Origin of the sequence: Halomonas sp. S3-1-1 (assembly GCF_023757625.1) — a bacterium.
In the GTDB taxonomy this organism is placed as follows: domain Bacteria; phylum Pseudomonadota; class Gammaproteobacteria; order Pseudomonadales; family Halomonadaceae; genus Vreelandella.
Genome location: NZ_JALGBZ010000001.1, coordinates 961967 through 988940 on the forward strand (window position 1 = coordinate 961967; position 26974 = coordinate 988940).

At 62.7% G+C, this 26974-nt stretch carries 24 protein-coding genes and 1 pseudogene; 20 read left to right on the top strand and 5 right to left on the bottom strand.

Annotated features, from left to right (window positions below; genetic code table 11):
• Positions 1-34: 34 nt before the first annotated feature.
• A complete protein-coding gene (locus MQW23_RS04585; protein ID WP_252106630.1) occupies positions 35-553 on the top strand; it encodes a DUF421 domain-containing protein in 519 nt (172 codons plus the stop codon).
• Positions 554-630: 77 nt separating this feature from the next.
• Here MQW23_RS04585 and yghU read toward each other — a convergent pair whose 3' ends face one another.
• Positions 631-1488, bottom strand: coding sequence for a glutathione-dependent disulfide-bond oxidoreductase (yghU, locus tag MQW23_RS04590; protein WP_252106631.1), 858 nt, complete (start codon positions 1486-1488; stop codon positions 631-633).
• A gap of 212 nt (positions 1489-1700) precedes the next feature.
• Between yghU and MQW23_RS04595 the strand changes: the two genes are divergently transcribed.
• Complete coding sequence (locus MQW23_RS04595) at positions 1701-2408, top strand: aspartate/glutamate racemase family protein (RefSeq protein WP_252106632.1); 708 nt, start codon at positions 1701-1703, stop codon at positions 2406-2408.
• On the opposite strand, the gene MQW23_RS04600 is transcribed toward MQW23_RS04595, so the two are convergent.
• Entirely contained in the window at positions 2405-2830 is a 426-nt protein-coding gene (locus MQW23_RS04600; protein ID WP_252106633.1) for an organic hydroperoxide resistance protein, read from the bottom strand. The two genes, MQW23_RS04595 and MQW23_RS04600, sit on opposite strands and share 4 nt — an antisense overlap.
• Positions 2831-3100: 270 nt before the next feature.
• On the opposite strand from MQW23_RS04600, the gene MQW23_RS04605 reads away from it, so the two are divergent.
• The 4 genes from MQW23_RS04605 (at position 3101) to MQW23_RS04620 (ending at position 6213) form a co-directional block, all read left to right on the top strand.
• Positions 3101-3616, top strand: a complete 516-nt coding sequence (locus tag MQW23_RS04605; RefSeq protein ID WP_252106634.1) for a gluconokinase — start codon at positions 3101-3103, stop codon at positions 3614-3616.
• Positions 3617-3684: 68 nt separating this feature from the next.
• Complete coding sequence (locus MQW23_RS04610; RefSeq protein ID WP_252106635.1) at positions 3685-4692, top strand: substrate-binding domain-containing protein; 1008 nt, start codon at positions 3685-3687, stop codon at positions 4690-4692.
• A 64-nt stretch (positions 4693-4756) separates the two neighbouring features.
• Entirely contained in the window at positions 4757-5602 is an 846-nt protein-coding gene (locus tag MQW23_RS04615; protein WP_252106636.1) for an MOSC domain-containing protein, read from the top strand.
• Positions 5603-5790: 188 nt separating this feature from the next.
• On the top strand, positions 5791-6213 hold the full coding sequence (locus MQW23_RS04620; RefSeq protein ID WP_252106637.1) for an OsmC family protein: 423 nt from the start codon (positions 5791-5793) through the stop codon (positions 6211-6213).
• Between the two features lie 185 nt (positions 6214-6398).
• On the opposite strand, the gene MQW23_RS04625 is transcribed toward MQW23_RS04620, so the two are convergent.
• From MQW23_RS04625 to MQW23_RS04635, 3 genes are all read right to left on the bottom strand, one after another.
• Positions 6399-6953, bottom strand: coding sequence for a PRC-barrel domain-containing protein (locus MQW23_RS04625; protein ID WP_252106638.1), 555 nt, complete (start codon positions 6951-6953; stop codon positions 6399-6401).
• A 359-nt stretch (positions 6954-7312) separates the two neighbouring features.
• Positions 7313-7981 carry a 2OG-Fe(II) oxygenase gene (locus MQW23_RS04630; protein WP_252106639.1) on the bottom strand — a complete coding sequence of 223 codons (669 nt, stop codon included), beginning with the start codon at positions 7979-7981 and terminating at the stop codon, positions 7313-7315.
• The gene (locus tag MQW23_RS04635; RefSeq protein WP_252106640.1) at positions 7978-8646 is read right to left on the bottom strand and encodes a CoA pyrophosphatase; all 669 of its coding nucleotides are present in this window, start codon (positions 8644-8646) and stop codon (positions 7978-7980) included. The genes MQW23_RS04630 and MQW23_RS04635 overlap by 4 nt, the downstream gene beginning before the upstream one ends.
• 82 nt (positions 8647-8728) lie before the next feature.
• Here MQW23_RS04635 and MQW23_RS04640 point away from each other — a divergent pair, with 82 nt between their 5' ends.
• From MQW23_RS04640 to MQW23_RS04705, 14 genes and pseudogenes are all read left to right on the top strand, one after another.
• The gene (locus MQW23_RS04640; protein ID WP_252106641.1) at positions 8729-9286 is read left to right on the top strand and encodes an NUDIX hydrolase; all 558 of its coding nucleotides are present in this window, start codon (positions 8729-8731) and stop codon (positions 9284-9286) included.
• Positions 9287-9438: 152 nt separating this feature from the next.
• Positions 9439-10389 (top strand): sugar-binding transcriptional regulator, encoded by a 951-nt coding sequence (locus MQW23_RS04645; protein ID WP_252106642.1) that lies wholly within the window; start codon positions 9439-9441, stop codon positions 10387-10389.
• Between the two features lie 159 nt (positions 10390-10548).
• Complete coding sequence (locus tag MQW23_RS04650; protein ID WP_252106643.1) at positions 10549-11886, top strand: ABC transporter substrate-binding protein; 1338 nt, start codon at positions 10549-10551, stop codon at positions 11884-11886.
• Positions 11887-11947: 61 nt separating this feature from the next.
• Entirely contained in the window at positions 11948-12838 is an 891-nt protein-coding gene (locus MQW23_RS04655) for a carbohydrate ABC transporter permease (RefSeq protein WP_252106644.1), read from the top strand.
• A gap of 31 nt (positions 12839-12869) precedes the next feature.
• Positions 12870-13718, top strand: a complete 849-nt coding sequence (locus MQW23_RS04660) for a carbohydrate ABC transporter permease (RefSeq protein ID WP_252106645.1) — start codon at positions 12870-12872, stop codon at positions 13716-13718.
• Between the two features lie 10 nt (positions 13719-13728).
• Positions 13729-14886 carry an ABC transporter ATP-binding protein gene (locus MQW23_RS04665; protein WP_252106646.1) on the top strand — a complete coding sequence of 386 codons (1158 nt, stop codon included), beginning with the start codon at positions 13729-13731 and terminating at the stop codon, positions 14884-14886.
• Entirely contained in the window at positions 14883-15572 is a 690-nt protein-coding gene (locus MQW23_RS04670) for an HAD family hydrolase (RefSeq protein WP_252106647.1), read from the top strand. Before MQW23_RS04665 ends, MQW23_RS04670 begins: the two co-directional genes overlap by 4 nt.
• Before the next feature lie 47 nt (positions 15573-15619).
• Positions 15620-17107, top strand: a complete 1488-nt coding sequence (locus MQW23_RS04675; RefSeq protein ID WP_252106648.1) for a mannitol dehydrogenase family protein — start codon at positions 15620-15622, stop codon at positions 17105-17107.
• Positions 17107-18594, top strand: coding sequence for a xylulokinase (gene xylB, locus MQW23_RS04680; protein ID WP_252106649.1), 1488 nt, complete (start codon positions 17107-17109; stop codon positions 18592-18594). Before MQW23_RS04675 ends, xylB begins: the two co-directional genes overlap by 1 nt.
• A 93-nt stretch (positions 18595-18687) precedes the next feature.
• Positions 18688-19533, top strand: a complete 846-nt coding sequence (locus tag MQW23_RS04685) for a fructosamine kinase family protein (RefSeq protein WP_252106650.1) — start codon at positions 18688-18690, stop codon at positions 19531-19533.
• Between the two features lie 210 nt (positions 19534-19743).
• Positions 19744-21213, top strand: a pseudogene (locus MQW23_RS04690) (TolC family outer membrane protein); the annotation flags it as partial.
• Positions 21214-21617: 404 nt separating this feature from the next.
• Positions 21618-22892, top strand: coding sequence for an efflux RND transporter periplasmic adaptor subunit (locus MQW23_RS04695; RefSeq protein ID WP_252106651.1), 1275 nt, complete (start codon positions 21618-21620; stop codon positions 22890-22892).
• The gene (locus tag MQW23_RS04700; protein WP_252106652.1) at positions 22892-26116 is read left to right on the top strand and encodes an efflux RND transporter permease subunit; all 3225 of its coding nucleotides are present in this window, start codon (positions 22892-22894) and stop codon (positions 26114-26116) included. Before MQW23_RS04695 ends, MQW23_RS04700 begins: the two co-directional genes overlap by 1 nt.
• A gap of 182 nt (positions 26117-26298) precedes the next feature.
• Entirely contained in the window at positions 26299-26973 is a 675-nt protein-coding gene (locus tag MQW23_RS04705; protein ID WP_252106653.1) for a hypothetical protein, read from the top strand.
• Position 26974: the final 1 nt, after the last annotated feature.

Here is a 26974-nt window from a genome sequence, read left to right on the forward strand (position 1 = left end):
TCAACGTCCATGGATCAAAAAGCGGCGATTACCGATGGATATGATGTTCTTTAGCGGCTGGGAAAGCCTGGTACGCACGCTGGTGGTCGGGGTGCTCGCCTATGTCGTGCTGATCGCGTTTTTGCGCGTCTCCGGCAATCGCACGCTCTCCAAGATGAACGCCTTCGACATGATCGTTACGGTGGCGCTGGGCTCGACGCTTGCCACGGTGCTGCTTTCAAAGGACGTGGCGCTGGCCGAAGGCACGCTGGCATTGGCGCTTTTGATTGCGCTTCAGTACCTGATTACCTGGCTGAGCGTGCGGGTCGGCTGGATCAAGCGTGCCGTCACCGGCGAGCCCTTGATGCTTTTCTACGAAGGCGAGTTTCTGACCCGGGCGCTCTACCGGGCGCGGGTCACCGAAGACGAGGTGCGCTCGGCGGTGCGCGCAAGCGGGCTTGCGAGCGTGGCCGACGTGTCCGCGGTGGTGCTCGAAACCGACGGCTCGCTCAGCGTGGTGACCCAAACGCTTGCCCGGGAGCGCTCGAGTCTTGAGGACGTGCGCCGCCCGTGACTGGTCGTCAACACTAAGCGGCACACGTTGACGCAAAACGGCCCCGAAAGGGGCCGTTTTGCGTTAGTGCATCAGGCTTACTGCTTGTCCTGGGTCTTGTGCTCGAAGTCGCTGGCGTCGTGGCGCTCTCTAAGCTGCTCGCTTTCTTCGCCCTTGATGTTGTTGACCATACGCCCGCGCTTGACCGCCGGGCGCGCGTCGATCTCGTCGGCCCAGCGCATCACGTTCTCGTAGGTGTGTGCCTGTAAAAACTCCGCCGCCTCGTACACGCGGTTTTTCATCAGCGCCCCGTACCAGGGGAAGATCGCCATGTCGGCGATGGTGTACTCGTCGCCGGCCATGTAGCGATTCTCGGCCAGGTGCTTGTCGAGCACGTCGAGCTGGCGCTTCACTTCCATGGTGTAGCGGTCGATCGGATACTGGTAGCTTTCCGGCGCATAGGCATAGAAGTGGCCGAAGCCGCCGCCGAGCATCGGCGCGCTGCCCATCTGCCAGAAAAGCCAGGAGAGCGTTTCGGTACGTTTGGCCGGCTCATGCGGCAAAAAGGCGTCGAACTTCTCAGCCAGGTAGAGAAGAATCGAACCGGATTCGAAGACCCGCTGGGGTGGGTTGACGCTGTGATCCATCATCGCCGGGATCTTGGAATTCGGGTTTATCTCGACAAAGCCGCTGCCGAACTGGTCGCCTTCGCCGATGTTGATCAGGTAGGCGTCGTACTCCGCCTGCTCTATCCCCTTTTCCAGCAGCTCCTCGAGCATGATGGTGACCTTGATGCCGTTGGGCGTGGCCAGCGAATAGAGCTGAAGAGGGTGTTTGCCCACCGGCAGCGGTTTCTCTTCCCGCGCGCCCGCCGTTGGGCGGTTGATGTTTGCAAACTTGCCGCCGTTGCCGGCTTCCCACTCCCATACGCGGGGCGGCGTGTAGCTATCGCTCATCGTCACTGCTCCTTTTCGCTCAATAGTGGCCTATCGATAGGGTGGCGCATCGAGGTGATGGGCGCTTGAAACCCGACCCTTGTAACGTAGCCTCTGGTCATCAATGGGGCTAGTGAAACCCGGCTACAAGGGTGTATGTTGTATTAGTTTTTATGCAAACAAACGAATGAACGATAAAACTGCACGATAGGGCTGCACGAAAGGAGAGGCGGATGCGAACGATCGGGGTGCTGGGCGGCATGAGCTGGGAGTCCACGCAAAGCTACTACCAGGCGTTGAACGAAGGCGTCAATGAGGCGCTGGGTGGCTTACATTCGGCCTCTCTCATCATGGAGAGCGTCGATTTCGCCGAGATCGAGGCACTGCAGCGCGCGGGTGACTGGCACACGGCCGGCGAGTACCTGGCCCAGGCGGCAAAGCGTTTGGAGCGCGCCGGCGCCGGCTGCTTGGTGCTGGCCACCAACACCATGCATAAGGTCGCGCCCGCGATCGAGGCGGCCATCGACATTCCGCTTTTGCACATTGCCGATGCTACGGCCGAGCAGTGCCAGAAAGACGGCATCAAGCGGGTCGGGCTGCTGGGTACGCGCTTTACCATGGAGCAGGATTTCTACAAGGCGCGGCTCAAGGAGCGCTACGGCATCGACGTCGTCATTCCCACGGACGACGAGCGCGAAAGCGTTCACCGGATCATCTTCGAGGAGCTTTGCCGCGGCGAGATCAAGGAAGAGTCACGCAAGCGCTATCTCGATATCATCGAAGGCCTGCAGGCCGAGGGAGCCGAGGCGGTGATTCTGGGTTGTACCGAAATCGCGCTGCTGGTGGAGCAGCAACACACTAGCGTCGCGCTTTTCGATACCACCGCCCTGCACGCGGCGAAGGCAGTGGCATGGTCGCTGGAAGGCGCCGCTAAGCCTTAAACGACGGTCAGGGTGACGTCGATGTTGCCACGGGTGGCGTTGGAGTAGGGGCAGACGGTATGCGCCTTCTCGACCAGCGACTGAGCGGCGGGCTTGTCCATGCCGGGCAGGCTCACCTGCAGCTCGACTTCGATAGCAAAGCCAACCTCGACGGCGCCGATGCCTACTAGCGCATCGATGCTCGCATCCGAGGGCAGCTTGACCTTCTCCTGGCTTGCGACGTGCTTGAGCGCGCCGAGAAAGCACGCCGCGTAGCCGGCGGCGAAGAGCTGCTCCGGGTTGGTGCCACTGCCGCCGGCGCCGCCAAGCTCTTTGGGCGTGCTGAGATCGACATCCAGCGCGCCGTCAGAGGATTTTGCGTGACCTTCGCGGCCACCGCTAACGTGGGCCTCAGCGCGGTAAGCGATTTTTTCGATAGACATGACGTCTCCTTATCGTGAACAAAAAAGCGAGGGCAGGTCGTGGGTGCCCATAAGCTGGAGGTAATGTAGTACCTCTGCGCCCATATCGCTATGATTGGACGTTAGTCGTAGCAAAGGCGTTTTGCTTTGACACGCTACCGGGGGCTGGTTAGCCTTCTGCGTTGTATTGTTACCGGTAACAGAGCGCTGTCGAGCAATGCGCTGCCGGTGTAGTGCTTTTCTCTTTTCATACGTCGGTCGAGCGCCGCGCACCCCTGGGAGACGAAACCAATGACCGCCACTTCCTGCCGTATTCTGGTCATGGGCGTTTCCGGCTGCGGAAAATCCCTGGTGGGCCAGCGCCTCGCCGCCGAGCTTGGCGCCGAGTTCATCGATGGCGACGACTATCACCCGCCGGCCAACGTGGCTAAAATGGCCAGCGGCACGCCGCTCGACGACGGCGACCGCCAAGGGTGGCTGGAAACCCTGGCCGGGTTGTTCGCTACGTATCGCCGCGAGGACAAAACCGTGGTGATCGCCTGCTCCGGGCTCAAAAAGCGCTATCGCGACTGCCTGCGCACCGGCGACCCGGCGCTCGAAATTTTGTACCTCGAAGGCGAGCCTGCGCTTTTGAAAAAGCGCCTGACCACCCGCGAAGATCACTTCTTCAAGGGCGAGGCGATGCTGGCGAGCCAGCTCGAAGCGTTGGAGGCCCCCGACGAGCAGGAGGCGATAGCGCTGTCGATTGCGCTGACACCCGAACTCATTGCCAAGCGCTTCATCACGCGCTTGGCCGGCAAGCGCTGATACACGGTGCACTTTTCGCGCCGACGTTTGAGGCTGGCTTGGCGCGTTCGATAAAAGGCCCGTAACTTGTGAAGAAAAAACGTCCCACCCTGCAGGACATCGCCGAGCGCGTCGGTGCGACGAAGATGACCGTCAGCCGCTGTCTGCGCGACCCGCAAACGGTGTCCGAAGGCCTTCGCGAGCGGATCTTTAGCGCCGCCGAGCAGGTGGGCTACATTCCCAACCGTGCCCCGGAGCTTCTTTCGCGAGCGAAAAGCCGCTCCATTGGCGTGCTCGTACCTTCGCTGACCAACCAGGTGTTCGCCGACGTCATCCTGGGCATCGAAACCCATACCGAGCCTGCGGGTTTTCATCTGATGCTCTCGCACTACGGCTATAGCCCGGCGCTCGAGGAGCAAAGCCTCGCCTCGCTTTTGTCCTACAACGTCGACGGCGTGATTTTGTCGGATCACGAACACACGCCGCGCAGCCTGCGCATGCTGGAGACCGCGGGTATTCCCATCGTCGAGATCATGGATACCCACCGCCTGCCGCTTCATCAGGCGGTGGGCTATGACAACGTTCAGGCCGCCGACGACATGGTCAGCGCCATGATTGCACGCGGGCGCCGGCGCATCGTTTATCTTGCCGTTCGCTTGGACGAGCGTACCCGCCAGCGCCAGCAGGGCTACGCCCGCGCCATGACTCGCCACGGGCTCGAGCCGGTCACGCTGCAAAGCGCCGAGCGCTCTTCTTATAGCGTCGGGGCGTCGCTGATGCAGACCGTGCTGCGCGACTACCCAGGCACCGACGGGCTTTTCTGCACCAACGACGATGTCGCCATCGGCGCCTACTACGAGTGCCTGCGCCTGGGCGTACGCGTACCGCAGGCGATGGCGCTGGCAGGCTTTCACGGTCACGATGTGGGCCAGGCGATGACGCCCAGGCTTGCCAGCGTCATCACCCCGCGCCGGGCGATCGGCGAGGCGGCGGCGAAAGCGCTGCTGGAGCGCATCGATAGCGATACAGGTAAAGACAGAGACGCCCACCCGATGCTCGATCTGGGCTATCGCATCGAGCTGGGCGAGACGCTGTGACGCGCTGGTGGGTGCCCGGGGAGTTCGCTAGAGTAGGGGCTCGATATCGCCACGGAGCGTTAATGTGAAGATCCAGCAGTTGACCATCTACCCGGTAAAATCCCTTCAGGGCATTGATCTTGACGAGGCGGTGGCCACGCCCCAGGGCTTGGCCTGGGACCGTCGCTGGATGTGGGTCGATTCCGCCCAGCGCTTCGTCACCCAGCGCCAGCTCCCCGCGCTTGCAAGCATCGGTGTGGCGCTCACCGACACGGCGCTGGTGCTTTCCCACCGAAGCGCCGGCGAGATCGAAATACCGCTCGAGGAGCCTGCGGGCAAAATCCGCCTGGTCACGGTGTGGCAGGATCACTGCAAGGCCATCGCCGAGCGTGAGGAGGTGTCGCGCTGGCTGGTGGCGGCGCTTGGCGAGCAGGCCCAGGGGCTTTGTTTGGTGCGCTTTGCCCAAGGCTTCACTCGTTACGTGGAGGCCGACTATATGGACGGCGATGTCGCCGATACCCACTTCGCCGACGGCTATCCGTATCTGGTGGCCACCACCGGCTCGCTCGCCGCGCTCAACGAAGCGCTCGAGGCCCAGGGCCAGGACGCGGTGCCGATGGCGCGCTTTCGCCCCAATATCGTCCTCGACGGCTTTGAGGCCTGGGCGGAAAACGGCTGGCAGGCGCTCGATATCGACGGCGCGGCGCGTTTGACGTTTCGCAAGCCCTGTAAGCGCTGCACCATCATTACCGTAGACCAACGCCTGGGCGTCATCCCCGTCGCTTCCGAGCCGCTAGCGACGCTGGTCAAGCTCAAGACTCAGCCCGCGCTCAAGGGCGGCTACTTTGGTCAAAACGCCACGCTCGACCAGCGCGCTGAAACGACACTTCGTGTGGGGGCGGCGGCTGCACCAGTGCCGCTACGCACGTGAAAATAACAGGAACGTCGATAGCGCTCGCTTCGAGCCATGGTGACCCTTTCAAAGTAGGGCATTTACGTTGTGAAAAAGCCGCTTTTCGGCACTTTCGCTGAAAGTAGGCTACGCTTGGGGATGGGATAACGGGATGGTTTCCCGGCCCTTTTGAGTAACCAGGCAATTGATTGCAACAGGAGTGTTCCATGGATAGTAAAGCGAATGCGCATTGGGAAGGTGGCTTAAAAGATGGCAAGGGCAAGATCGCGACCGAAAGCGGCGCGGTAGATGCCGGCTACTCCTTCAAGCAGCGTTTCGAAGGTGAGAAGGGCACCAACCCGGAAGAGCTGATCGGCGCCGCGCACGCGGGCTGCTTTTCGATGGCGCTTTCAATGATTCTAGGCGACAAGGGCTACACCGCCGACGCCATCGATACCCAAGCCACGGTCACGCTGTCACAAAGCGACCAGGGCTTCGATATCTCTAAAATTCATTTGGACGTCGAGGCCACCGTTAGCGGAGCCGATGACGCCGCGTTCCAGGAAGCCGCGGAAACCGCCAAGGCCAACTGTCCGGTCTCCAAGGTGCTAAAAGCCGAAGTGACCATGAACGCCAAACTCAAAGGTTAAGTCATTGGTGGGTTAGTTCGAGTCCGATTAAAGGCGCTGTCTTCGACAGCGCCTTTTTAATGCAAAATAGTGGCCGCTTTAGAACAAGTGCCACCCTGAAAGGGCAGGCGATAGGTCTCACTTCATTTTATACCCATAAAAAAGCCCCGACCTGAGCCGGGGCTTTTAGTGTGGACCTAATAGAATTAGCTATTCGCGTCCATTTCTTCGTCGTCCATATCGGCATCGTTTTCCATGCCGGTATCGCTGTTCATGCCGTCATCATTCATTTCTTCGCGATCGCCGTCACGATCATAACCTTCGGCTTCTTCGAGCGCTTCCTGGGTGGCGTTGACACGAATCACGTAATCATCGTTGTCTTCGTCCATGGTCAGGTCCAGAGAGTCCCATTCGATGGCGACGTCTTTTTCGCCCATACCCAGGAAACCGCCTACACCTACTACGACCGCTTGGATTTGGCCATCCATATCAATGATCAGATCGTTGATGGTGCCGATCTCTTCGTCTTCTTCAACGGCGCTGAGTACCGAGTTGCCGGTCAGTGCATCAGCGTGAAAGCTGTTTTGCGGCGCGGACGTGAGATACGTTGCATCCATGTCGCCAGAGTGCTGCATGGTCGCTGAGTTGTCGGACTGCGCGTTCGGCTCGGCGGCGTTGTCGGACTGAGCGTTGGCGCCTGCAGCGAACATGAATGCCGGTACCATCAGCGTGCCGAGAAAAGCGGGTTTGATCATTTTCATTGCGATTGCTCCTTGCGTTCGTAGTAAGGCATGGGCGTTAAACCGATACCTCAACCTTGAATAGCCACAGCCTTTAAAAACGCGATTGAAAAGGTCTTTAAAAGACAGCTGGCTATTTTCCTGGTGGTAAAACCACTTCTTGCTTTACACCCTGCGCGCCAAAAGGCAGTTAGGGCGTGTCGTGCGATCAGGCTTGAAACTACGGGGGTAGCTCGTTGACCTTGTCGTGCGCTTTCCTGCGCGGACACTTCTCAAGGTAGACGCTGTGGATGGCTTTGCAATAGCTATACAGGCTGATTTTTCTAAAAAGCCTTTATCTAATTTTTTTACAACCACTTGGCTCTTTTTTTTAATTTAGATTAACGCGCTGGATCGAGCACGCCGCTCAAGGAAGCGTTGCGCCGGAACCAGCCGGCAATGCTGCTTCTGGGGTGGCGGGTGGGTAGCACTTCGTGTGGGATGGTGTCGGAGAGAAAGCAGGCGAAGGTGCCGGCTTCGGGTACCACGCGTGCCACTTCGCGCTCCGGGTCGTTGGGATCGAAAATCACCATCTCGCCGCCGCCGTCACGTGGCCACTCGGGCGTCAGGTAGCCGACCGTTGAGACTACCCGGTTGGCGCGACCGCGAAAGCTATCCAAGTGGCGCTTGTAGAAGGCGCCGGTCGGGTAGTGGGCGAAGTGCGCCTCGTACTCGAACAGCCCCAGAAACAGCGTCTGGTTGAGTGCGACCTGCAGGCGCTGCATGGCACTTAGATAGGCGCGCTGCGCTTCGCTTTCCCGGTTCAGCCAGTGGATGGCGTCGCCGCGAATGTCCTTGCGCAGATGGTGCTCGCGGCCGCGGCCGATCCCCGCCTCTTCGAGCGCCTGGGCCTCCTTGAGCCCGTAAAGCTCCCGCTCGAGGCTCGCGCAAAGGCCCGCGTCGATCACCCCTTTGCCTACGTACCAGCCCTGTTCGACCAGCGCGTCGATCAGCTCGCCTTCGGCGCGGGAGGCGAACGCCTCGACAGAGGAGAAAGGGGCGTGGGTCATGATCGACTCCGACGTTTCGGAGCCGCGTCGATATCGCCTTTTTTAGGCACGCGCTGGGTGCGCTCCGGGTGGTGTTTGAGCGTGCCGGCCGGGCGCTGGTAAAGATCGATCTCCATGCCGAAGCCCTTGGCCAGAAGCTCGACCAGCATCATGGCGGAAAGCCCCCAGATGACGTGATCGTCGATCTGATAGCTCGGCACGTAGTGGGCAACGCCGTCCACGTTGATGACATCGGTGTAGGTTCGCTTGTCTTGTAGAAAGTGGCTCAAGGGCACCTCGAAAATGGCGTCAAGCTCGCCGGGGTCGGCTTTCAATTCGAGATCCGGCGCGATGATGCCGACCCAAGGCGTCACGCAGAGCCCGTGCAGCGAAATGATGTCGGAAAGCTGGCCGATACGCTCCACCTCGTTCGGCGCCAGGGCGATCTCTTCTTCTGCTTCGCGCAGCGCCGTGTGGTAGAGATCCCGGTCGCCCGGTTCGCGCTTGCCGCCGGGAAAGGCCACCTGGCCGCTGTGGGTCGAAAGATGGCTCGCGCGGCGCGTGAACAGCAATGTGGGCTCGGGGCGGTCGACGATCGGCAGCAGTACCGCCGCCTGTAAAAGTTTGGCGCGGCTCAACTCTTTTGGTCGATAGTGTTGCAGCTCTTTACGTAGTTTCTCTAACATGGCATTTCCGTCGAATGTGCGCTCGAAAGGGCAGTCGGCACCGGGTCGATCGCCACACCTTATCAGCAGTTGAGATACCAACATGAATTTTTGTAGCCAGTGCGGTGAAAAAGTCCGCTTTGCCGTTCCCGAAGGCGACGACCGCCCGCGCTACCTGTGCGACGCCTGCGGCACGATCCACTACCAAAACCCGCGTATCGTGGCCGGAACGCTCCCGGTGCAGGGCGACAAGGTGCTGCTATGCAAGCGCGCGATCTCACCGCGCAAGGGCTACTGGACGCTACCCGCCGGCTACATGGAAAACGCCGAAACCACCCGCGAGGCTGGCCTTCGCGAAACTCGCGAAGAGGCGCAAGCCGAGGTCGAGATCGAAAGTCTCTACACGCTTATCGACCTGCCCCATATCAACCAGGTCTACATGATCTTTCTGGCCGGGCTAGAGGGCGAGTTCGGCGCTGGCGAAGAGAGCCTCGAGGTGGCGCTGTTCGCCGAACAGGACATCCCATGGGACGAACTTGCCTTTCCCACCATCGAGCGCACGCTCAAACACTTCTTCGAGGACCGCAAAAGCGGTCGCTTCCCGCTACACATGAGTACTGTTACCCCGGAAGATCGCGAGCGCTATTTCGGCAGCGCCTGAGGCGCTCGGGATGGCTTCACCGGCGCGAATCACTCTTCTAAAAGCCGGGCGTAGACCCATATTAGCGAATCAACGCCGACAGGGCTTGAGCGCGGGGTCGCAGTCAGTGGGTTTTTTTAATGGCATTTTCACGATGATAACCAAGCCACGCCATGGATAAATTCGAGGTCAAGCTGGATCAGGCCGCCCGCGCGGCCTGGCTCTCCTACGTGGGTGGGCTGACCCAGGACGACATCGCCGCTCAGCTGGGTGTCTCGCGCCCCGGCGTGCAGCGCCTGCTCTCGCTTGCCCGCCAGGAGGGGCTGATCAAGGTGCAGATCGATCACCCCATTTCGTCGTGCATGGCCTTGGGCCGGGCGCTTGGCGAGCGCTTCGGGCTTGGCTACTGCGATGTGGTGCCAGCCCAAACCGGCGCCCCGGAAAGCGCGGCTTTTTATCTGGCGGTGGCCGGCGCCCGGCGCCTTGCCCACTTCGTGGAGCAGAGCGAGCCCTTGACGCTGGCGCTGGGCGCCGGGCGTTCGGTGCGCGCCACCGTCGAGGCGCTGGGGCGTATCGAGCGCGCCCAGCACCGCTTTGTGTCGCTGATCGGCAACGTCGCCCGGGACGGCTCGGCCAACCGGTTCGACGCGGTGATGGCGCTGGCGGACAAGACCGGCGGCGAGCGCTTTTTGCTGCCGGCGCCGGTGGTGGCGCAGTCGATCGAGGAGAAGCGCGCGCTGCTCGACCAGCGCCTGTTCAAGGCGATCGGCGAGGTCGCGGCGGCTTCCAAAGCGGCGTTCATCGGGGTAGGGCGCATCGATGGCCAGGCAACCCTCTATCAGGATCACTTCATTAGCCAAGCGGAGCTCGACGAGCTTTTGGCGCTCGAGGCCGTGGGCGAGCTTCTGGGCTGGCCGCTCAACCAGCATGGCGAGCTGATCGAGTGCTCGATCACCCGGCGCGTCACCAGCCTCCCGTTGACGGCGTTTTCCCAGCAGACGATGGTGGCGATCGCCGGCGGCCGCGACAAGGGGCCAGCGATTCTGGCGGCGCTGCGCGGCGGCTGGCTCAAGGGGCTAATCACCGACGAAGCCGCTGCGCGCTACGTGCTCGAGGCGCCTTGAGCCGTCGTCTTGACGAGCGTGGCGCTCGCCTGGCGGTGTTAGCGTAAAGTCTTAGCCTGCGGGCTTTGCTTTTTTTTGCGTTAAGGCCGATCATTTGTTCGAGTAATGATCAAAAACATCAGTACCATAACAAGACACTATCCGTTCAAGGAGTGCCGTATGCGTTTCGCCCATCATTGGCCGCTTTGCGCGCTGGCCGCCGGTATCGCGCTGGCAGGCCAGGCCCAGGCTCAGTCACAAGACCAGTCCCAAACCGAAATCACCGTGGCCACCGTCAACAACAACGACATGGTCATCATGCAGAGTTTGACCGACGCGTTTGAAAGCGAGCACCCGGACATCACCCTGGACTGGGTGGTGCTCGAGGAGAACGTCCTGCGCCAGCGCATGACCACCGACATCGCCACCGGCGGCGGCCAGTTCGACGTCATGACCATCGGCGCTTATGAGGCGCCGATCTGGGCCGAGCGCGAGTGGCTGGCCCCGCTGGACGACCTGCCGAGTGATTACGACATCGACGATCTGCTGGGCTCGGTGCGCGATGGCCTGAGCTTGAACGGCACGCCGTTCGCGCTGCCGTTCTACGCCGAAAGCTCGATGATGTATTTCCGCAAGGATCTGTTCGAGCAGGCCGGCATCGAGATGCCGGATCAGCCCACTTGGGATCAGGTGCACGACTGGGCGGAGCAGTTGCACGGCAGCGAAGAGGGGCTGGCGGGCATCTGCCTGCGCGGCAAGCCCGGCTGGGGCGAGAACATGGCCTTCGTGACCACCCTGGTCAACACCTACGGCGGGCGCTGGTTCGATGAGGAGTGGCAGCCCGAGCTCACGTCCGAGCCTTGGCAGAACGCCATCGAATTCTATGTCGATCTGCTGGGTAATTACGGGCCGCCCGGAGCGAGCTCCAACGGCTTCAACGAGAACCTGGCGCTCTTTGCCCGCGGCAACTGCGCCATGTGGGTCGACGCGACCTCCGCCGCCGGCAAGCTTTACGACCCGGACGAGTCGAGCGTGGCTGACAACCTTGGCTTTGCGCCGGCGCCAGTCGCCGAAACGCCCAAGGGCTCGCACTGGCTCTGGACCTGGGCGCTGGCGATTCCGGCCTCCTCGGAGAAAAAGGACGCCGCGAAAGAGTTCATCACCTGGGCGACCTCGAAAGAGTACATCGAGCTGGTCGGTGACACCGAGGGCTGGACCAGCGTGCCGCCGGGCACCCGCGAGTCGACCTACGCCAACGAACAGTACCAGGATGCGGCGCCGTTTGCCGACTTCGTGCTTCAGGCGATTCAGGACGCCGACCCCACCGACTCGACCCTCGAGCCCAACCCCTACACCGGGGTGCAGATCGTCAACATTCCCGAGTTCCAGTCGATCGGCACTCAGGTCGGCCAGAGCATCGCCGCTGCGCTGACCGGCGACACCAGCGTCGAGCAGGCCCTCGATAGCGCTCAGCGCGCCACCGAGCGCACCATGCAGCGCGCCGGCTACTACGACTGACCCTCAGGCGCCCGCCACCGCGGGCGCCTTTTCGTTTTCACGCTTGCGGGCAGGTTTTGCCATGACCAGAACACGCGCGTCGGGCCGCAGGGTCGGCGGGTTCAGGGCGCTGTCGCTTCAGGCGCCCGCCGTTACGCTGCTGCTTTTATGGATGCTGATACCGCTGGGGATGACCGTCTGGTTCTCCTTCCAGCGCTACAACCTTTTGATGCCGGGGATGACCGGCTTCGCCGGGTTCGAAAACTACGAGTACCTGCTCACCGACCCGGCGCTGTGGTCCGCCATGGGCACCACGCTCTTGCTGGTGGGCTGGGTGCTCGCCATTACCGTGGTCGGCGGCACACTGTTGGCGGTGCTTTTCCAGCAGCCGTTTTTGGGCCGGGGCGTGGCCCGGGTGCTGGCGATCTCGCCGTTTTTCGTCATGCCCACGGTAAGCGCCCTGGTGTGGAAGAACATGATGATGCACCCGTCGAGCGGGGTGCTGGCCTGGCTTTCCAATCAGTTCGGCCTGCCGGCGATCGACTGGTTCTCGTCGCTCCCACTGACCTCGATCATCATCATCGTTGCCTGGCAGTGGCTGCCCTTTGCGCTGTTGATTCTGCTCACCGCGCTTCAGTCGCTGGACGAGGATCAGGTCGAGGCGGCGCGCATGGACGGCGCGGGGCCGGTGGCGATCTTTTTCTACATTACGCTTCCGCACCTCAAGCGGGCGATCAGCGTGGTGATCATGATCGAGATGATCTTTTTGCTCACGATCTTCGCCGAGATATTCGTTACCACCTCCGGCGGGCCCGGGCTTGCCACCACTAATCTGGCGTACCTGATCTATATCCGGGCGCTGCTGGATTTCGATGTCGGCATCGCCTCCGCCGGCGGGGTGGTCGCCATCATTCTGGCCAATATCGTGGCGATCTTTCTGGTGCGCATGGTTGCCAAGAACTTGGATGACTGAGAACCTGGATGACTGACATGAGCGATTGTTTATGAGTACGCCCAACTCCTACGCCGCCCCCGGCGGCTCGGGTCGTTTCAAGCGGCTACTGCTTGCGCTGCTGGCCTGGGCGGTGGCGCTGGTGATCTTCTTTCCCATCCTCTGGATGGTGCTCACCGGCTTCAAGACCGAAACCGCGGCGATCGCCGACCCAAGCTTTATCTTCTCGCCGACGCTTGAAAGCTACCAGGCGGTGCAGGCGCGCTCGGGTTACGCGCGCTTCGCCCTCAACAGCGTCGCGGTCGCCTTCGGCTCCACGGCACTGGCGCTTTTGATCGCCATTCCCTCGGCCTACGCCATGGCGTTTTTACCCACCCGGCGTACCAAGGGCACGCTTTTATGGATGCTCTCGACCAAGATGCTGCCGCCGGTCGGCGTGCTGGTGCCGATCTATCTGATCTTTCGCGACGTCGGGCTTTTGGACACGCGCACCGGGCTGATTCTCGTCTACACCCTGATGAACCTGCCCATCGTGGTCTGGATGCTCTACACCTTCTTCAAGGACATGCCGCGGGACATCCTCGAAGCCGGGCGGATGGACGGCGCCTCCACGCTTCAGGAAGTGGTGTATCTGCTTTTGCCGCTGACGCTGCCTGGCATCGCCTCCACCGGGCTCTTGTCGGTCATTCTGAGCTGGAACGAGGCGTTCTGGAGTCTCAACCTGACCTCGTCCAAGGCCGCGCCCTTGACCGCCTACATCGCTTCGTTTTCAAGCCCCGAAGGGCTTTTTTGGGCCAAGCTCTCGGCGGCCTCGACCATGGCGATCGCGCCCATTCTGATCCTTGGCTGGATGACCCAAAAACAGATGGTCCGTGGCCTGACCTTCGGCGCCGTCAAGTAAGGAGTTTTTCATGGCAACGCTTGCGCTCAACAACATCGTCAAACGCTTTGGCGACACCGAGGTCATCAAGGGCGTCAATCTGAACGTCGAGGACCGCGAGTTCGTGGTGTTCGTCGGCCCCTCCGGCTGCGGAAAATCTACTTTAATGCGTATGATCGCCGGGCTCGAAAGCGCTACCAGCGGCGATATTCTGATCGACGGCGAGCGCATGAACGACGTAGGCCCCGCCGACCGGGGCCTAGCCATGGTGTTTCAAAGCTACGCGCTTTACCCGCACATGAGCGTTGAGGACAACATGGGCTTCTCCATGCGCCTGGCCGGGGTGCCCAAGGCGCAGCGCCGCGCCCGGGTGCTCGAGGCGGCGAAGATTCTGCAGCTCGAACCGCTTCTGGATCGAAAGCCCCGAGCGCTCTCCGGCGGCCAGCGCCAGCGGGTCGCCATTGGCCGGGCGATCGTTCGAAACCCCAGCATCTTTTTGTTCGACGAGCCGCTGTCGAACCTGGACGCCGCGCTCAGAGTGCAGATGCGCATCGAGCTCGCCAGGCTCCACGAGGAGCTCGACGCCACGATGATTTACGTCACCCACGACCAGATCGAGGCGATGACCATGGCGGACAAGATCGTGGTGCTTCACGACGGCGTGGTCGAGCAGGTGGGCTCGCCCATGTCGCTTTATCATCACCCGCGAAACCGCTTCGTGGCGGGGTTCATCGGCTCGCCGAAAATGAACTTCTTCGCGGTGACGGTGGTGTCCGCCGGCGCGGACGGTGTCGAGGTGACGCTGCCCGGCGGCGCTGCCTGCCATGTGCCGGTCAACGGTGAAGGCGTCGCACCCGGCGCCACGCTTGAGCTTGGGGTGCGCCCGGAGCACCTCTCGATCGAGGAGGCAGGCACGCTCGGCGGGCGCATTCAGGTGTTGGAGCGCCTTGGCGGGCAAACCTCGCTCTACGTCGAGATGGAGAGCCAGCTTCTAACGATCATGGCCGACGGCGACGTCGCCTATCGCGTGCACGATTCGGTGCGTTTTGGCTTCGATGCAAGCCGGGCGCACCTGTTCGACCAAACCGGGCTTGCGCTCGAAAGCCTAAAGGCGCACCCGCTGGCCGCGCTCACCCGCCAAGACAACCGCGCCGAGGCCGGTACCCAAAGTGAAGAGGCGGCGCCATGAGGGCCGTTATCTTCGACTGCGACGGGGTGCTGGTGGACAGCGAAATTCTCGCCGAGCATACCCTGCAAGCGCATCTTCAGGCGTGGCTACCGGACGTGGACGTCGCCGCCGAGCTGAATCAGGCGCTCGGCATGACCACCGCCAACATCATCGCCCACCTGCAGACGCTGAGCCGCCATACGCTGCCAGGTAACGCCGTCGACCAGGTGGATGCGGCCATCGAGGCGCGTTTGAAACGTGAACTGCGCGCCATCGAAGGCGCGAGTGAGGCGATAACAGCGTGCTCTCACGTCACCGCCGTGGTATCCAACAGTCACCGCCGCCGTGTCGAGGCCTCGCTTGCCGCCACGGGGCTCGACAGGGTGCTCGATGGGGCGCTGATCGTGACCGCCGAGCAGGTGGCAAACCCCAAGCCCGCGCCGGACCTTTACCGGCTGGCGGCAAAAAAACTCGAGCTACCGCCTCAGGCGTGCCTGGCGGTGGAGGATAGCGTGGCCGGCGTGCGCGCCGCCGTCGCCGCCGGGCTGGCCGTGGTCGGTTTCGTCGGTGCCAGCCACCTGGACGAGCGCCAGGCCGAGCGGCTATTTGATGCCGGCGCCTGGCGGGTGATCGCGCGCTTTGATGAGCTCGGCGCGCTCGTCGCGTCCTGGAGCGCCGGCGCGCTCACCGCCAACTCCTCTTTGTAGGCGCTCCCGGCGCTTGTCGTTTAGCCCCCTTTTTTCAGGAGACTTCCATGGTTAGGCTCACGCAAAACGCGCTGACCGCGCTTGACGCCGCGGTGACTGTGCCGAGTTATGATCGCCGCGCCGTGAGCGCTGGCATCGTGCATGTCGGCGTGGGCGGCTTTCACCGCGCCCACCAGGCGATGTATCTCGACACGCTGATGAACCAGGGCGAGGCGCTCGACTGGGGCATTGTGGGGGTGGGCGTAATGCCCGGCGACAAGCGCATGCAGGAGGTGCTGTCACGCCAGGATCACCTCTATACGCTGGTGGTGAAGCACCCCGACGGTACGCTTGAGCCCCGCGTGATCGGTAGCATGGTCGATTATCTTTTCGCCCCGGACGATCCGGACGCGGTGATCGAGGCAATGGCGGACCCGGCCATCCGGATCGTGTCGCTCACCGTGACCGAGGGCGGTTACAATTTTCACCCGGTCAGCGGCGCTTTCAATCTGGACAACCCGCTCATAAAGCGCGATCTGAGCGCTCCGGATCGCCCGGCCAGTACCTTTGGGCTGGTGGTCGAGGCGCTGGTGCGCCGTCGCGCGCGGGGGCTTTCACCGTTCACGGTCATGTCCTGCGACAACATCCAGGGCAACGGCGACGTGGCCCGGCGCATGTTCTCGGCGTTTGCGGCGGCGCGTGAGCGCGAGCTCGGCGAGTGGCTCGAGAATAACGTCGCTTTTCCCAATTCGATGGTCGATCGCATCACGCCGGTCACCGTGGCCGACGATATTGATGAGCTTGCCCGCCGCTTCGACGTCGAGGACGGCTGGCCGGTGGTGTGCGAGCCCTTCACTCAGTGGGTGCTGGAGGATCACTTCCCGCTGGGCCGCCCGCCTTTCGAGGCGGCCGGCGTGCAGCTGGTCGACGACGTCGAGCCGTTCGAGCTGATGAAGCTGCGCCTGTTGAACGCGAGCCATCAGGCGCTGACCTATTTTGGCTATCTGGCGGGCTACCGCTACGCCCACCAGGTGTGCCAGGACCCGCTGTTCGTCGAGTTTTTGCGCCGTTACATGAAAGAGGAGGGCGCGCCGACGCTGGCGCCGGTGCCGGGTATCGATCTTAACGCCTACCAGCGCACGCTGATCGAGCGCTTCGCCAACCCGGAAATCCGCGACACCCTGGCACGGCTTTGTGCCGAAAGCTCGGATCGTATCCCCAAGTGGCTGGTGCCGGTGATTCGCCACCAGCTCGACCACGAGGGTGAAATAGCGCTGAGCGCGGCGGTCGTGGCCAGCTGGGCGCGCTACGCCGAGGGCGTGGACGAGCAGGGCGAGCCGATCGAGGTGGTCGACGCGCTGCGCGAGCCGCTGATGGCGATTGCACGCAACAACCGTACCCGGCCCGAGGCGTTCGTCGAAAACCGCGAGCTCTTTGGCGATCTGGCCGACAGCCCGCGCTTCATGGCAGCGTATCGTGAGGCGCTTTCACTGCTGCACGAACGCGGCGCGCGCGCTACGCTTCAAGCACTGATCGCCTCTAAAGGAAGCTCGTGATGTACATCGGTGTGGACTGCGGCACCCAAAGCACCAAGGTGGTGGTACTGGACGTCGAGAAAGGGGGCATTCTTGGTGAAGCCAGCCGCGCCCACCTGTTGGAAGAAGGGCCGAACGGGCGCCGCGAGCAGGCCCCCGCCGAGTGGCTCGCTGCCTTTAGAGGCGCGTTCTTTGATGCCATCGAGCGCGCCGGGATCGACGCCCGCGCGGTGCGCGCCATCGGCGTTTCCGGCCAGCAGCACGGCATGGTCGCACTCGACGCCGACGGGGTGCCGGTCTACCCGGCCAAGCTCTGGTGCGATACCGAGACCAGCAGCGAGAACGCTGCGCTGGTCGAGCGCCTGGGCGGCGAGGCGGGGTGTCTGGACAAACTCGGCCTGGTGCTGCAAACCGGCTATACCGCTTCCAAACTCGCTTGGCTCAAACGCCATCATCCCGATGCCTACCGGCGCATCGCCACGATCCTGCTGCCTCACGACTACCTCAACTTTTGGCTCACCGGCGAGCGGGTCACCGAGGCCGGCGACGCCTCGGGCACTGGCTATTTCGATACCCGTGCCCGCACCTGGCAAACCGAGGTGTTTGGCCAGATCGCCCCGGAGCTCGACCCAAACCGGGTCCTGCCGCGCCTTTTAAAGCCTTATGAGCCCGCGGGCGTGGTGCGCTCGCGCATCGCCGCGGAGCTTGGCCTGAGTGACGCCGTGGTGGTCTCGAGCGGCGGCGGCGACAACATGCTCGGCGCCATCGGCACCGGCAATATCGCCCGCGGAATCGTCACGCTGAGCCTGGGCACCTCCGGCACGGTGTGCGCCTACTCGCCCGAGCCGGTCGAAAGCGATAACGCCATGGTGGCCAACTTCTGCGCAAGCCACGGCGGCTGGCTGCCGCTGATCTGCACCATGAACGTCACCTCCGCCACGACCCGCGTGCGCGAGCTTTTTGGGCTCGATCTCGACGCCTTTGGCGAGCGGGTAGCAAAGGCTTCGATCGGCGCCGACGGCGTGACCTGCCTTCCGTTTTTCAACGGCGAGCGGGTGCCGATGCTGCCCAACGCCGCCGGCGATTTTTTAGGCCTTACGAGCGTGAACATGACTCAGGCCAATCTGTGCCGCGCGGTGGTCGAAGGCGCGAGTTTCGGGCTTCGCTACGGGCTGGATCTGCTGGGCGATCTGACCGCCGGGGCGAGCCAGATTCGTCTGAGTGGCGGCGGCGCCAAAAGCCCGGTTTGGCGCCAGATGGTGGCGGATATCACCGGCACCGAGGTGGTGTGCCCGGACATCACCGACGCCGCCGCGCTCGGCGCTGCCCTGCAGGCGGCCTGGTGCGAGCAGCAGTCACAGGGCACCACACTCGAGGCGCTTTGCCAGCGACTGGTGCATCTGGATGCGGCCTCGCTTGCCGAACCCGACTTTGAGCGCGTCGACGCCTACCGCCACGTCTACCGGCGCTATCGGCAGGCGCTCGACGAGCGCCACGGCATTGCCTGATATAAGCTTATCCCTGTAGGGTTTTGGCACCGCACGATTCATCACTCGATCCATTGTTCGATCGAGGCTGCCATCGACCACGGGGAGAGCGCCATGAACGCCGAGCTACTCGAGATTCTAAGCGTGCTGCAGCTTTCGCCCCGCGGTGGCTTGACGCCCTTGAGCGGCGGCGATATCGCCGCGGTGTTCGAGCTCGACACCGCCGAGGGGACGGTGGTGATCAAGCAGGACGACCCGGCGCGCCTACGCGGCGAGGCCGAAGGGCTTCGCGCGCTGAAAGGAGCGGGCAGCTCGCTGATCATCCCCGAGGTGCTCGGCCAGGCCGGCGAGTGGCTGGTAATCGAGGCGCTGCACACCGTACCCCGCTCTCGCCTGGGGGATATCCAGCTTGGCGAAGGGCTTCGCGAGCTTCACGCCGTGATCGGCAGCGAGCACGGCTGGCTACACGACAACGCCTGCGGACGCACGCCCCAACCCAACGCGCCCATGAGCGACGGCCGCGCTTTCCAGCGCGAGCGCCGCCTGCTGGCACTCGCTCGCGCCTGCCTCGATCAGCGCCTTATCACCCCTGAGCTTTACGCGCGCATCAACACTCAGGCGCAAACGCTCGAACAGTGGCTGCCGGACGCCTCGCCGTGTCTAGTGCACGGCGATCTCTGGACGGGTAACGTGCTTTATACCGCTCGGGGTCCCGCGCTAATCGACCCCGCAGTGTATCGCCACTATCCCGAGGTGGATATCGCCATGCTGACGCTGTTTGGCGAGCCCGGCGCTGCGTTTTTCGATGCCTACTGGAACGGCTTCGCCCCGCAGGACTGGCCCCGTCGCGAAGCGCTTTTTCAGCTCTATCCGCTGCTCAATCACGTGCTGCTGTTTGGCGACATGTACCTTGGCGGGGTCGAGCGCTGTGTAAAAACGCTGGAGCGCTCGAGCGTCTGAGAGGGAAGGGCGGGCGAAAAACGGGCGCGAGAAAAGCGTACTTTTTACGCGTTTGACTAAAGTAAGTTGCGTTAGACTTGACGTTTGGCCGGACACAGTTTTGGTCGAACTTCAAGGCTAGCATACATACATGAATGTAACTATAATGCCACCCTTTCACACGCTCACTGTGTGGCGCACCATTCCACGTTGACACCTAGAGGCACTCCCATGCGACTGGCACACTGGGCAGTCAATGCCCCCCTTCGCCCTTTAATGTTAGCCGTACTGGCAAGCTCGATCGCGCTGCCCGTTCAAGCGGCGGATCTGATCACCATTACCCGCGACGCGCTCAATAACAACGCCGAACTCGCCTCCGCCCGCTCCGAGTTTTCCGGTGTCGAAGCGGCTCGCGACGTCGTGGGCGGCGAGCTTTTGCCCCAGGTGAGCGCCTCGGGTAACGCGGCGCACAATCGCCAGTTCGAAAGCCAGTCAGCGGGTGGTTTGGAAACCGGCGCACCTACCGGCGGCGGCGCAGGTGCCGCAACCGGCGGCGGGCGTGGCCAGGAGGATAGCTACAACTCATTGTCGCTGTCGCTCGAGGCCACTCAGGCGCTTTTTAACGCCGCGACGGCGCGTCAGGTCGACCAGGCCGAGCGCCAGATCGACCAGCAGGTTTACATCCTGGCGGCGACCGAGCAGCAGCTTCTGATCGATGTCGTTACGGCCTATTTCGATATTCTTCGCGCCTACGAGGTGCTCGAAGCCAGGCGCGCCCAGGAGCGGGCGATCGGCCGTCAGCTCGAGCAGTCCAGCGAACAGTTCGAGGTTGGGCTGATCGCCATTACCGAAGTGGAAGAGGCGCGTTCGAGCTTCGACCAGGCTCGCGCTGAGCGGATCACCGCCGAGAGCAACCTGCAGGTCGCTTTCGAAGCCCTGGAGCGGCTCACCGGGCGCCGCTACGCCAATATCGAATCCCTCGGTGACATGCCCATTGGCCTGCCGGCACCCAGCGAGCGCGACTACTGGGTCGACCAAGCGCTCGAGCGAAACCCCGAGGTGCTGGCCCAGCGCGCCGGTATCGAGGTTTCCCGCGCCGGCGTCGAGATCGCCCGCGCCGGGCGGCTGCCGACGCTTTCGGCCTTCGCCAACTACCAGTACGCCGATTCCGATATCGACTACCTGAGCGGCCACGACGCCTCGGGCCAGGTCGGCGTGTCGGCGAGCGTGCCGCTCTACACCGGTGGTAGCACCAGCGCCAACATTCGCCAGAACACCTTCCAGCTCGAAAGCAGCCAGTACGATTTCGAATCCCAGCGCCGCACCACCATTCAGCAGGTGCGCTCGCTTTACACTCAGGTGAGCAACAACGTCGAAACCGTCGACGCGCGCCAACAGGCGATCGTTTCCACCCGAAGCGCGCTGGAAGCGACCCAGGCCGGCTACGAGGTGGGCACGCGTAACATCGTCGACGTGCTCAACGCCGAGCAGAACCTGTACAACGCGATCGCCAACTACGCCGAGTCACGCTACGACTACGTCATCAACCTGCTCTCCCTGCGCCAGCAGTCCGGGCTTCTGGACGTGGCGGCGCTCGAGGAGGTCAACGGCTGGCTGACCGGCGAAGACGTCAATTTCACGCTGCCTGAAACCAGCGACGGCGACCGCTACGAGAACGCGATGGACATCGGCGCCCCGCCACGGCGCGAATCCTCTTCTTCCTCCACGACCTATTCCGCGGCCGAGTACGCCCCCGCGCGTCGCCAGCCCGGTGGCTACGGTGGCTATGGCGGCGGTTACGACGGTGGCTACGGCCCCGGCGGTTACCAGCAGGGCGGCTCCCCGCAGGGCGGCTATCAGCAGGGCGGCGGGTATCAGCAGGGCGGCTCTCCGCAGGGGGCGAGTCAGCCTGGGATTGGTAGCGGCGGCGTGGGTGCCGGTCAGCCCGGCGGCTATTGATATTAGAGGGCCTGACCGGCGGCATCGCCTGGCAGGCCCTTGAAGCCTCGATTATCAGAACACCGGTCACCAGAACGCCGGTCGTCAGAAGTGCGATCCATCGATCATTGATCGCCAAAAAAGAGTCATACATGGGAATTCGACGCATGAGAAGAGCGATTCACTCAACGAGAGCGAGTCTAGTGACGCTGATCGCGGCGCTGGCGCTGACGGCCTGCGGTGGTGATGAAGAGCCTCAACAGCAGCAGCAATCCTCCGAGGAGAAGCCACCGCACAAGGTGGCGGTAGCCGAGGTGGAGCGCCAGGATCTGCCGATCGATCAATCCTATCCCTCGCTTTTGCGAAGCGACAATGAAGTCGTGGTCATCGCCCGGGTCGACGGCGCGCTCGAGGAGCGACTGTTCGAGCCCGGCCAGATGGTCGAGCAGGGCGATTCGCTCTACACCATCGAGCCCGACCGCTATCAGGCGACGGTAAATCAGCGTCAGGCCGATCTGCAAAGCGCGCGGGCCGAGTACGCGCGTGCCCAACGCGACGCCGAGCGCTTCGAGCAACTGTTGCGTCAGAACTCGGTGAGCCGCCAGCAGTACGACCAGGCCCAGGCCGACCAGCGCGTCGCCCAGGCAAGCGTCGCCCAGGCCGAAGCGGCGCTTTCCAGCGCCAACCTGGACCTGGACTACGCCGACGTGACCGCCCCGGTCGGCGGCATGATCAGCCTGAGCCAGATCAACCTGGGCAACGTGGTCACCAGCGGCACCGAGCTTGCCACCATCACTCCGCTCGACCCGCTCGAAGTCCGCTTTCAACTGCCCCAGCGCGACGCCTTCGAGCTTCGCCGTCAGCTACGCGACAGCGACACCAATTCGACCATCATCGCGCGGTTGACCGTGCCCGGCTTGAGCGGCAGCGACGACGCCGAACTCGCCGGCGAGCTGGACTTTCTGGGTTCGCGCGTGGACAACGGCACCAGCACCGTGCAGGCGTCGGCCACCTTCGACAACCCGGATGCCGCCGTGCTTCCGGGCCAGTTCGTGCGCGTACGTCTGGACGGTCTCAAGCGCTATAGCGTGATCGCCGTGCCGGAAATCGCCGTCACGCAGGGCCTGATGGGCCCGCGGGTTTACACCCTGGACGACGAAGACAAGGCCCGCGAGCGCACCGTGCAGCTCGGTGACGTGGCCGGCCCCTGGCAGATCATCGTCGACGGGCTGGAAGAGGGCGAACGTGTGATCGTCGGCGATCCATCCGGCATCGAGCCGGGCATGGCCATCGACCCGCAGCCTTTCGATGGCGACGCCGACGATATTGTCGAGGACGTCGAAGAGGCCGAGGCGCGCGAAGAGCGTGAGCAGGCCGAGCAGGCCTCCGACATGGCCGGCGGCGGCATGCCGACGGGTGAGGGAGAAGAGGGTGCGCAATAATGAACTTCTCTAACTTCTTCATCAGCCGACCGATATTCGCCACGGTACTGGCGATTATCGTTACGCTGATCGGCGCGATGTCCATGCGCATACTGCCGATCGAGCAGTATCCAAGCGTGGTGCCGCCGACGGTGTCGGTTCAGGCGCAGTTTCCCGGCGCCGACGCCGAAACCGTGGCGCAAACGGTGGCAGCACCCTTGGCCGAGGCGATCAACGGTGTCGAGGACATGCTCTACATGACCTCGAACAGCTCCGACAACGGCTCCATGAGCCTGAGTGTGGCGTTCAACATCGGCACCGACGGCGACATCAACACCATCAACGTCAACAACCGCGTTCAGGGCGCGCTTTCTCAACTGCCCGAGCAGGTGCAGTCACAAGGGGTGCAGGTCGAGCTGCGCTCGGACTCGATTCTGATGCTGGTGGCGTTGATCTCGCCCAACGGCGACTACAACCGCGTCTACATGCAAAACTACGCCACGCTGAACATCCTCGACGAGCTGCGCCAGGTGCCAGGCGTGGGCAATGCCGAGGTGCTCGGCGGCGGCGAGTTCGCCATGCGCATCTGGATGGACCCGGACAAGCTGGCGCAGTACGACCTGACGCCGAGCGAAGTCGCCAGCGCCGTGCGTACGCAGAACACCGAGATTCCCGCGGGTAACCTGGCCTCGGCGCCGCAGGGTGAGCCGCGCGCCTACACCTATACGATCACCGCCGGCGGGCGACTGACCGACCCGGACGAGTTTCGTAACATCTATCTGCGTACCAATCCGGACGGCTCGTCGCTGCGCCTGCAGGACGTGGCCCGCATCGAGCTCGGCGCATCGTTCTACGGTGTGGATGCGCGTTTGAACGGCGCCACCATGACGCCGATCATCATCAACCAGCAGCCTGGCGCCAACGCGCTCTCCACCGCCGAAGCGGTGCGCTCGACCATGGAGGATCTGAAATCCCGCTTCCCGCCGGGGCTCGAGTACGTCACGCCTTACGACACGACGCTGTTCATCGATGCTTCCGTGGAAACGGTGCTTCACACCTTCATCGAAGCGTTTTTGATCGTGGCCGTGATTCTGTTCATCTTTTTGCAGAACTGGCGCTTTACCGTCATCGCCATGTCGGTGGTGCCGGTGGCAGTCATCGGCACCTTCGCCGGGTTTTACGTGCTTGGCTACTCGATCAACCTGCTGACGCTGTTCGCGCTGGTGCTGTCGATCGGGATCGTGGTCGATGACGCGATTCTGGTGGTCGAAAACGTCGAGCGCGTGATCAGTGAAGACGAAGACATCACCGTGCGCGACGCGACGATTCAGGCCATGCGCGAAGTGGGCGGGCCGGTCATCGCGACCTCGCTGATCATGGCAGCGGTGTTCGTGCCGGTGGCGTTTTTGGGTGGTTTCACCGGGCAGATCTATCAGCAGTTCGCGATTACCGTGTCGATCTCGGTGGCGCTGTCGGCGCTGATGGCGTTGACGTTCACCCCGGCGCTGTCGGCGATCTTCATCAAGCACAACCTCAATCACGACCGGCCGTCGAAGTTTCGCCGCGCCATTCGCACGCCGCTGCGCCTGTTCGATCGCCTGTTCGCCGGTATTACCGCGGCCTACATGTGGTGTGTGAAAAAGCTGGTACGCTTTTGGCTCTTGGCACTGGCGATCACCGTAGCCATCGGCGCGGGCTCGTACTGGATGTACGTGTCCACGCCCTCCACGCTGGTGCCGGAAACCGACCAGGGTATTGTGCTTGCCAGCGTATCGCTGCCGGACGCCGCCTCGCTCGACCGTACCCAGACCTACATGGCGAAACTCAGCGCCGAGATCGAAAAGATCGAGGGCGTCGAGTACGCCTCGGCCGTGGCGGGCTACGACCTTCTGGCCAGTGCGGTCAACACCGCGCGCGGGGTCATCTTCGTCAATATGCTGCCCTGGGGCGAGCGTGACTTGACCGCCGACGCGCTGGTTGGGCGCATCATGCAGCTGGGGGCCAGTATCGATGGCGGTAGCGCCATGGCGTTCAACGTGCCGCCGATCATGGGGCTTTCGACCACCGGCGGTTTCACCGGCTACCTGCAGTCCTTCGACGGCGCCTCGACCCGCGAGCTTTACGAAGCCTCGCTTCAGGTCATGGGCGCGGCGAATCAGCACCCGATGCTCTCCCGGGTCTTCTCGACGTTCAACGTCAACGTGCCGTCCTACAAGGCCCACATCGACCAGCAGAAGGCGCTGAGCTATGGCGTCGCGCTCGAGAACATCAACTCGGCGCTCGCCAACACCTTCGGTAACGGCTTCGTTAACTACTTCAGTTACCAGAACCGTAACTTCCAGGTGTATCTGCAAAACGAGGACGAATTCCGTAAAACGCCGGACGACTTGAACAATGTCTACGTGCGTGGCGGCAGCGGCGATCGTATTCCGCTCTCGGAGTTCGTGACTTTGGAACGCCAGGTCGGCGCGTCGGTGGTCTCGCGCTTTGGGGTCTACACCGGCGCCCAGTTCCAGGGCGGCGCCGCGCCGGGCTACAGCTCGGCGCAGGCGATCCAGGCGATGGAAGAGGTCGTGCTCGACACCCTCGGCCCGAACTGGGGCATGGGCTGGACCGGTACCGCGTATCAGGAAGCGAACCTGGGCAATGCCGCCATGATTGCCATCGTGTTCGGTATTCTGATGGTGTTTTTGATCCTGGCGGCGCAGTACGAAAGCTGGGCGCTGCCGCTGGCGGTATTGACCGCCACCCCGTTCGCCTTTCTTGGCGGTATCGCCGGTATTGCGCTACGTGGGCTGGACACCAGTGTCTACGTGCAGATCGGTATGCTGGTGGTCGTGGGGCTGGCGGCGAAGAACGCCATCCTGATCGTCGAGTTCGCCGAGCTTCAGCGCAAGGAAGAGGGCAAGAGCATTCGTGAAGCGGCCATTACCGCGGCGGAGCTGCGCTTTAGGCCGATCGTCATGACCTCGCTCGCGTTCATCTTCGGCACGCTGCCGCTGGCACTGGCTACCGGCGCGAGTGACGTGAGCAGTCACCATATCGGCACCACGGTAGCCGTAGGCATGGCGTCGGTAGCGATTCTGGGCAGCCTGTTCGTTCCCACGTTCTACGCCATGATCGCCTACAGCGCCGACTGGCTGCGGCGCAAGACGCGGGGCAAACAGCACGATCAAAACGACCGGCGCGACCAAAGTGACGGGCGCGGCGAGCATGATGATCGCATCGCCCACGATCCTCAGTGATCGCGCGGTAATGCAGGCGGGCCTTCGGGCCCGCTTTTTTTTGCCCGCTTGATTGGTGTCAAGGCGCGCTTGGGCAGAGGCGAGTAGTTTGATCTAAACTTGCTAATGAAACGTTTGAGTCTGCATCCAATACCATAACAGCAGGCCAAACCGACCAGGCAACCACCTGGAGGAGGCACGCCATGCAACCGATCCTTTCGGCCGCCCTGAACTTCCCGACCATCGTTTTCACCTTCGTGCTGGGCCTTTTAGCGCTTTACTGGCTGCTGGTACTGATCCGACTGGCACCGCTGGAGCTTTTCGAGCGCGACAGCCTGCGCGATGACCACATGGCCAGCACGCTGGTATCGCTTGGCTTTATCGGCGTACCCGCCACGCTCGCGCTGACCGTTTTGATACTGCTCGCCGGTGCGCTTTCGCTGGCTCTGGAGCTCTTGGTGCTGAGCTCGTTGGATCTGGGCATGCTGCGCGTGCCGCTGGGCGTGGTGATTCTCTGGGCCACACTGGCCGTAGCATCCCCATTGGCCGCCGCTATTTGCCAGGGCCTGGCACGCGGGCTTTATCGCTTCGCGCCCTTCAAGCGGCGAAGCCTTTTAGGTGTGACCGTGAAGGTGACCGCGCTCAACGGTGCAGAGCATGCCGAGGCCGTGGTCGACGGGAAACCGGGCTGTAAGGTAAACCTTCACTGCAAACACGACGATGCCTTTACCGAAGGCGAGCGCCGGGTACTAGTGAAATATCTAAAAGATGAGGGGGCGTACCGTAGCGTGGAAGTACAAACCTACATGGAGACGCGCGAGCGCCTGAATCAGCTGCGTTTGCGTCACAAGCATCAGGAAACGGCGCACTCGAACTAAA

Bases quoted from the DNA above. Each gene is read 5' to 3' on its own strand.
- MQW23_RS04585 (WP_252106630.1), top strand. From the start codon at position 35: ATGGATATGATGTTCTTTAGCGGCTGGGAAAGCCTGGTACGCACGCTG.
- yghU (WP_252106631.1), bottom strand. From the start codon at position 1,488: ATGAGCGATAGCTACACGCCGCCCCGCGTATGGGAGTGGGAAGCCGGC.
- MQW23_RS04595 (WP_252106632.1), top strand. From the start codon at position 1,701: ATGCGAACGATCGGGGTGCTGGGCGGCATGAGCTGGGAGTCCACGCAA.
- MQW23_RS04600 (WP_252106633.1), bottom strand. From the start codon at position 2,830: ATGTCTATCGAAAAAATCGCTTACCGCGCTGAGGCCCACGTTAGCGGT.
- MQW23_RS04605 (WP_252106634.1), top strand. From the start codon at position 3,101: ATGACCGCCACTTCCTGCCGTATTCTGGTCATGGGCGTTTCCGGCTGC.
- MQW23_RS04620 (WP_252106637.1), top strand. From the start codon at position 5,791: ATGGATAGTAAAGCGAATGCGCATTGGGAAGGTGGCTTAAAAGATGGC.
- MQW23_RS04625 (WP_252106638.1), bottom strand. From the start codon at position 6,953: ATGAAAATGATCAAACCCGCTTTTCTCGGCACGCTGATGGTACCGGCA.
- MQW23_RS04630 (WP_252106639.1), bottom strand. From the start codon at position 7,981: ATGACCCACGCCCCTTTCTCCTCTGTCGAGGCGTTCGCCTCCCGCGCC.
- MQW23_RS04635 (WP_252106640.1), bottom strand. From the start codon at position 8,646: ATGTTAGAGAAACTACGTAAAGAGCTGCAACACTATCGACCAAAAGAG.
- MQW23_RS04640 (WP_252106641.1), top strand. From the start codon at position 8,729: ATGAATTTTTGTAGCCAGTGCGGTGAAAAAGTCCGCTTTGCCGTTCCC.
- MQW23_RS04645 (WP_252106642.1), top strand. From the start codon at position 9,439: ATGGATAAATTCGAGGTCAAGCTGGATCAGGCCGCCCGCGCGGCCTGG.
- MQW23_RS04650 (WP_252106643.1), top strand. From the start codon at position 10,549: ATGCGTTTCGCCCATCATTGGCCGCTTTGCGCGCTGGCCGCCGGTATC.
- MQW23_RS04655 (WP_252106644.1), top strand. From the start codon at position 11,948: ATGACCAGAACACGCGCGTCGGGCCGCAGGGTCGGCGGGTTCAGGGCG.
- MQW23_RS04660 (WP_252106645.1), top strand. From the start codon at position 12,870: ATGAGTACGCCCAACTCCTACGCCGCCCCCGGCGGCTCGGGTCGTTTC.
- MQW23_RS04665 (WP_252106646.1), top strand. From the start codon at position 13,729: ATGGCAACGCTTGCGCTCAACAACATCGTCAAACGCTTTGGCGACACC.
- MQW23_RS04670 (WP_252106647.1), top strand. From the start codon at position 14,883: ATGAGGGCCGTTATCTTCGACTGCGACGGGGTGCTGGTGGACAGCGAA.
- MQW23_RS04675 (WP_252106648.1), top strand. From the start codon at position 15,620: ATGGTTAGGCTCACGCAAAACGCGCTGACCGCGCTTGACGCCGCGGTG.
- xylB (WP_252106649.1), top strand. From the start codon at position 17,107: ATGTACATCGGTGTGGACTGCGGCACCCAAAGCACCAAGGTGGTGGTA.
- MQW23_RS04685 (WP_252106650.1), top strand. From the start codon at position 18,688: ATGAACGCCGAGCTACTCGAGATTCTAAGCGTGCTGCAGCTTTCGCCC.
- MQW23_RS04695 (WP_252106651.1), top strand. From the start codon at position 21,618: ATGAGAAGAGCGATTCACTCAACGAGAGCGAGTCTAGTGACGCTGATC.
- MQW23_RS04700 (WP_252106652.1), top strand. From the start codon at position 22,892: ATGAACTTCTCTAACTTCTTCATCAGCCGACCGATATTCGCCACGGTA.
- MQW23_RS04705 (WP_252106653.1), top strand. From the start codon at position 26,299: ATGCAACCGATCCTTTCGGCCGCCCTGAACTTCCCGACCATCGTTTTC.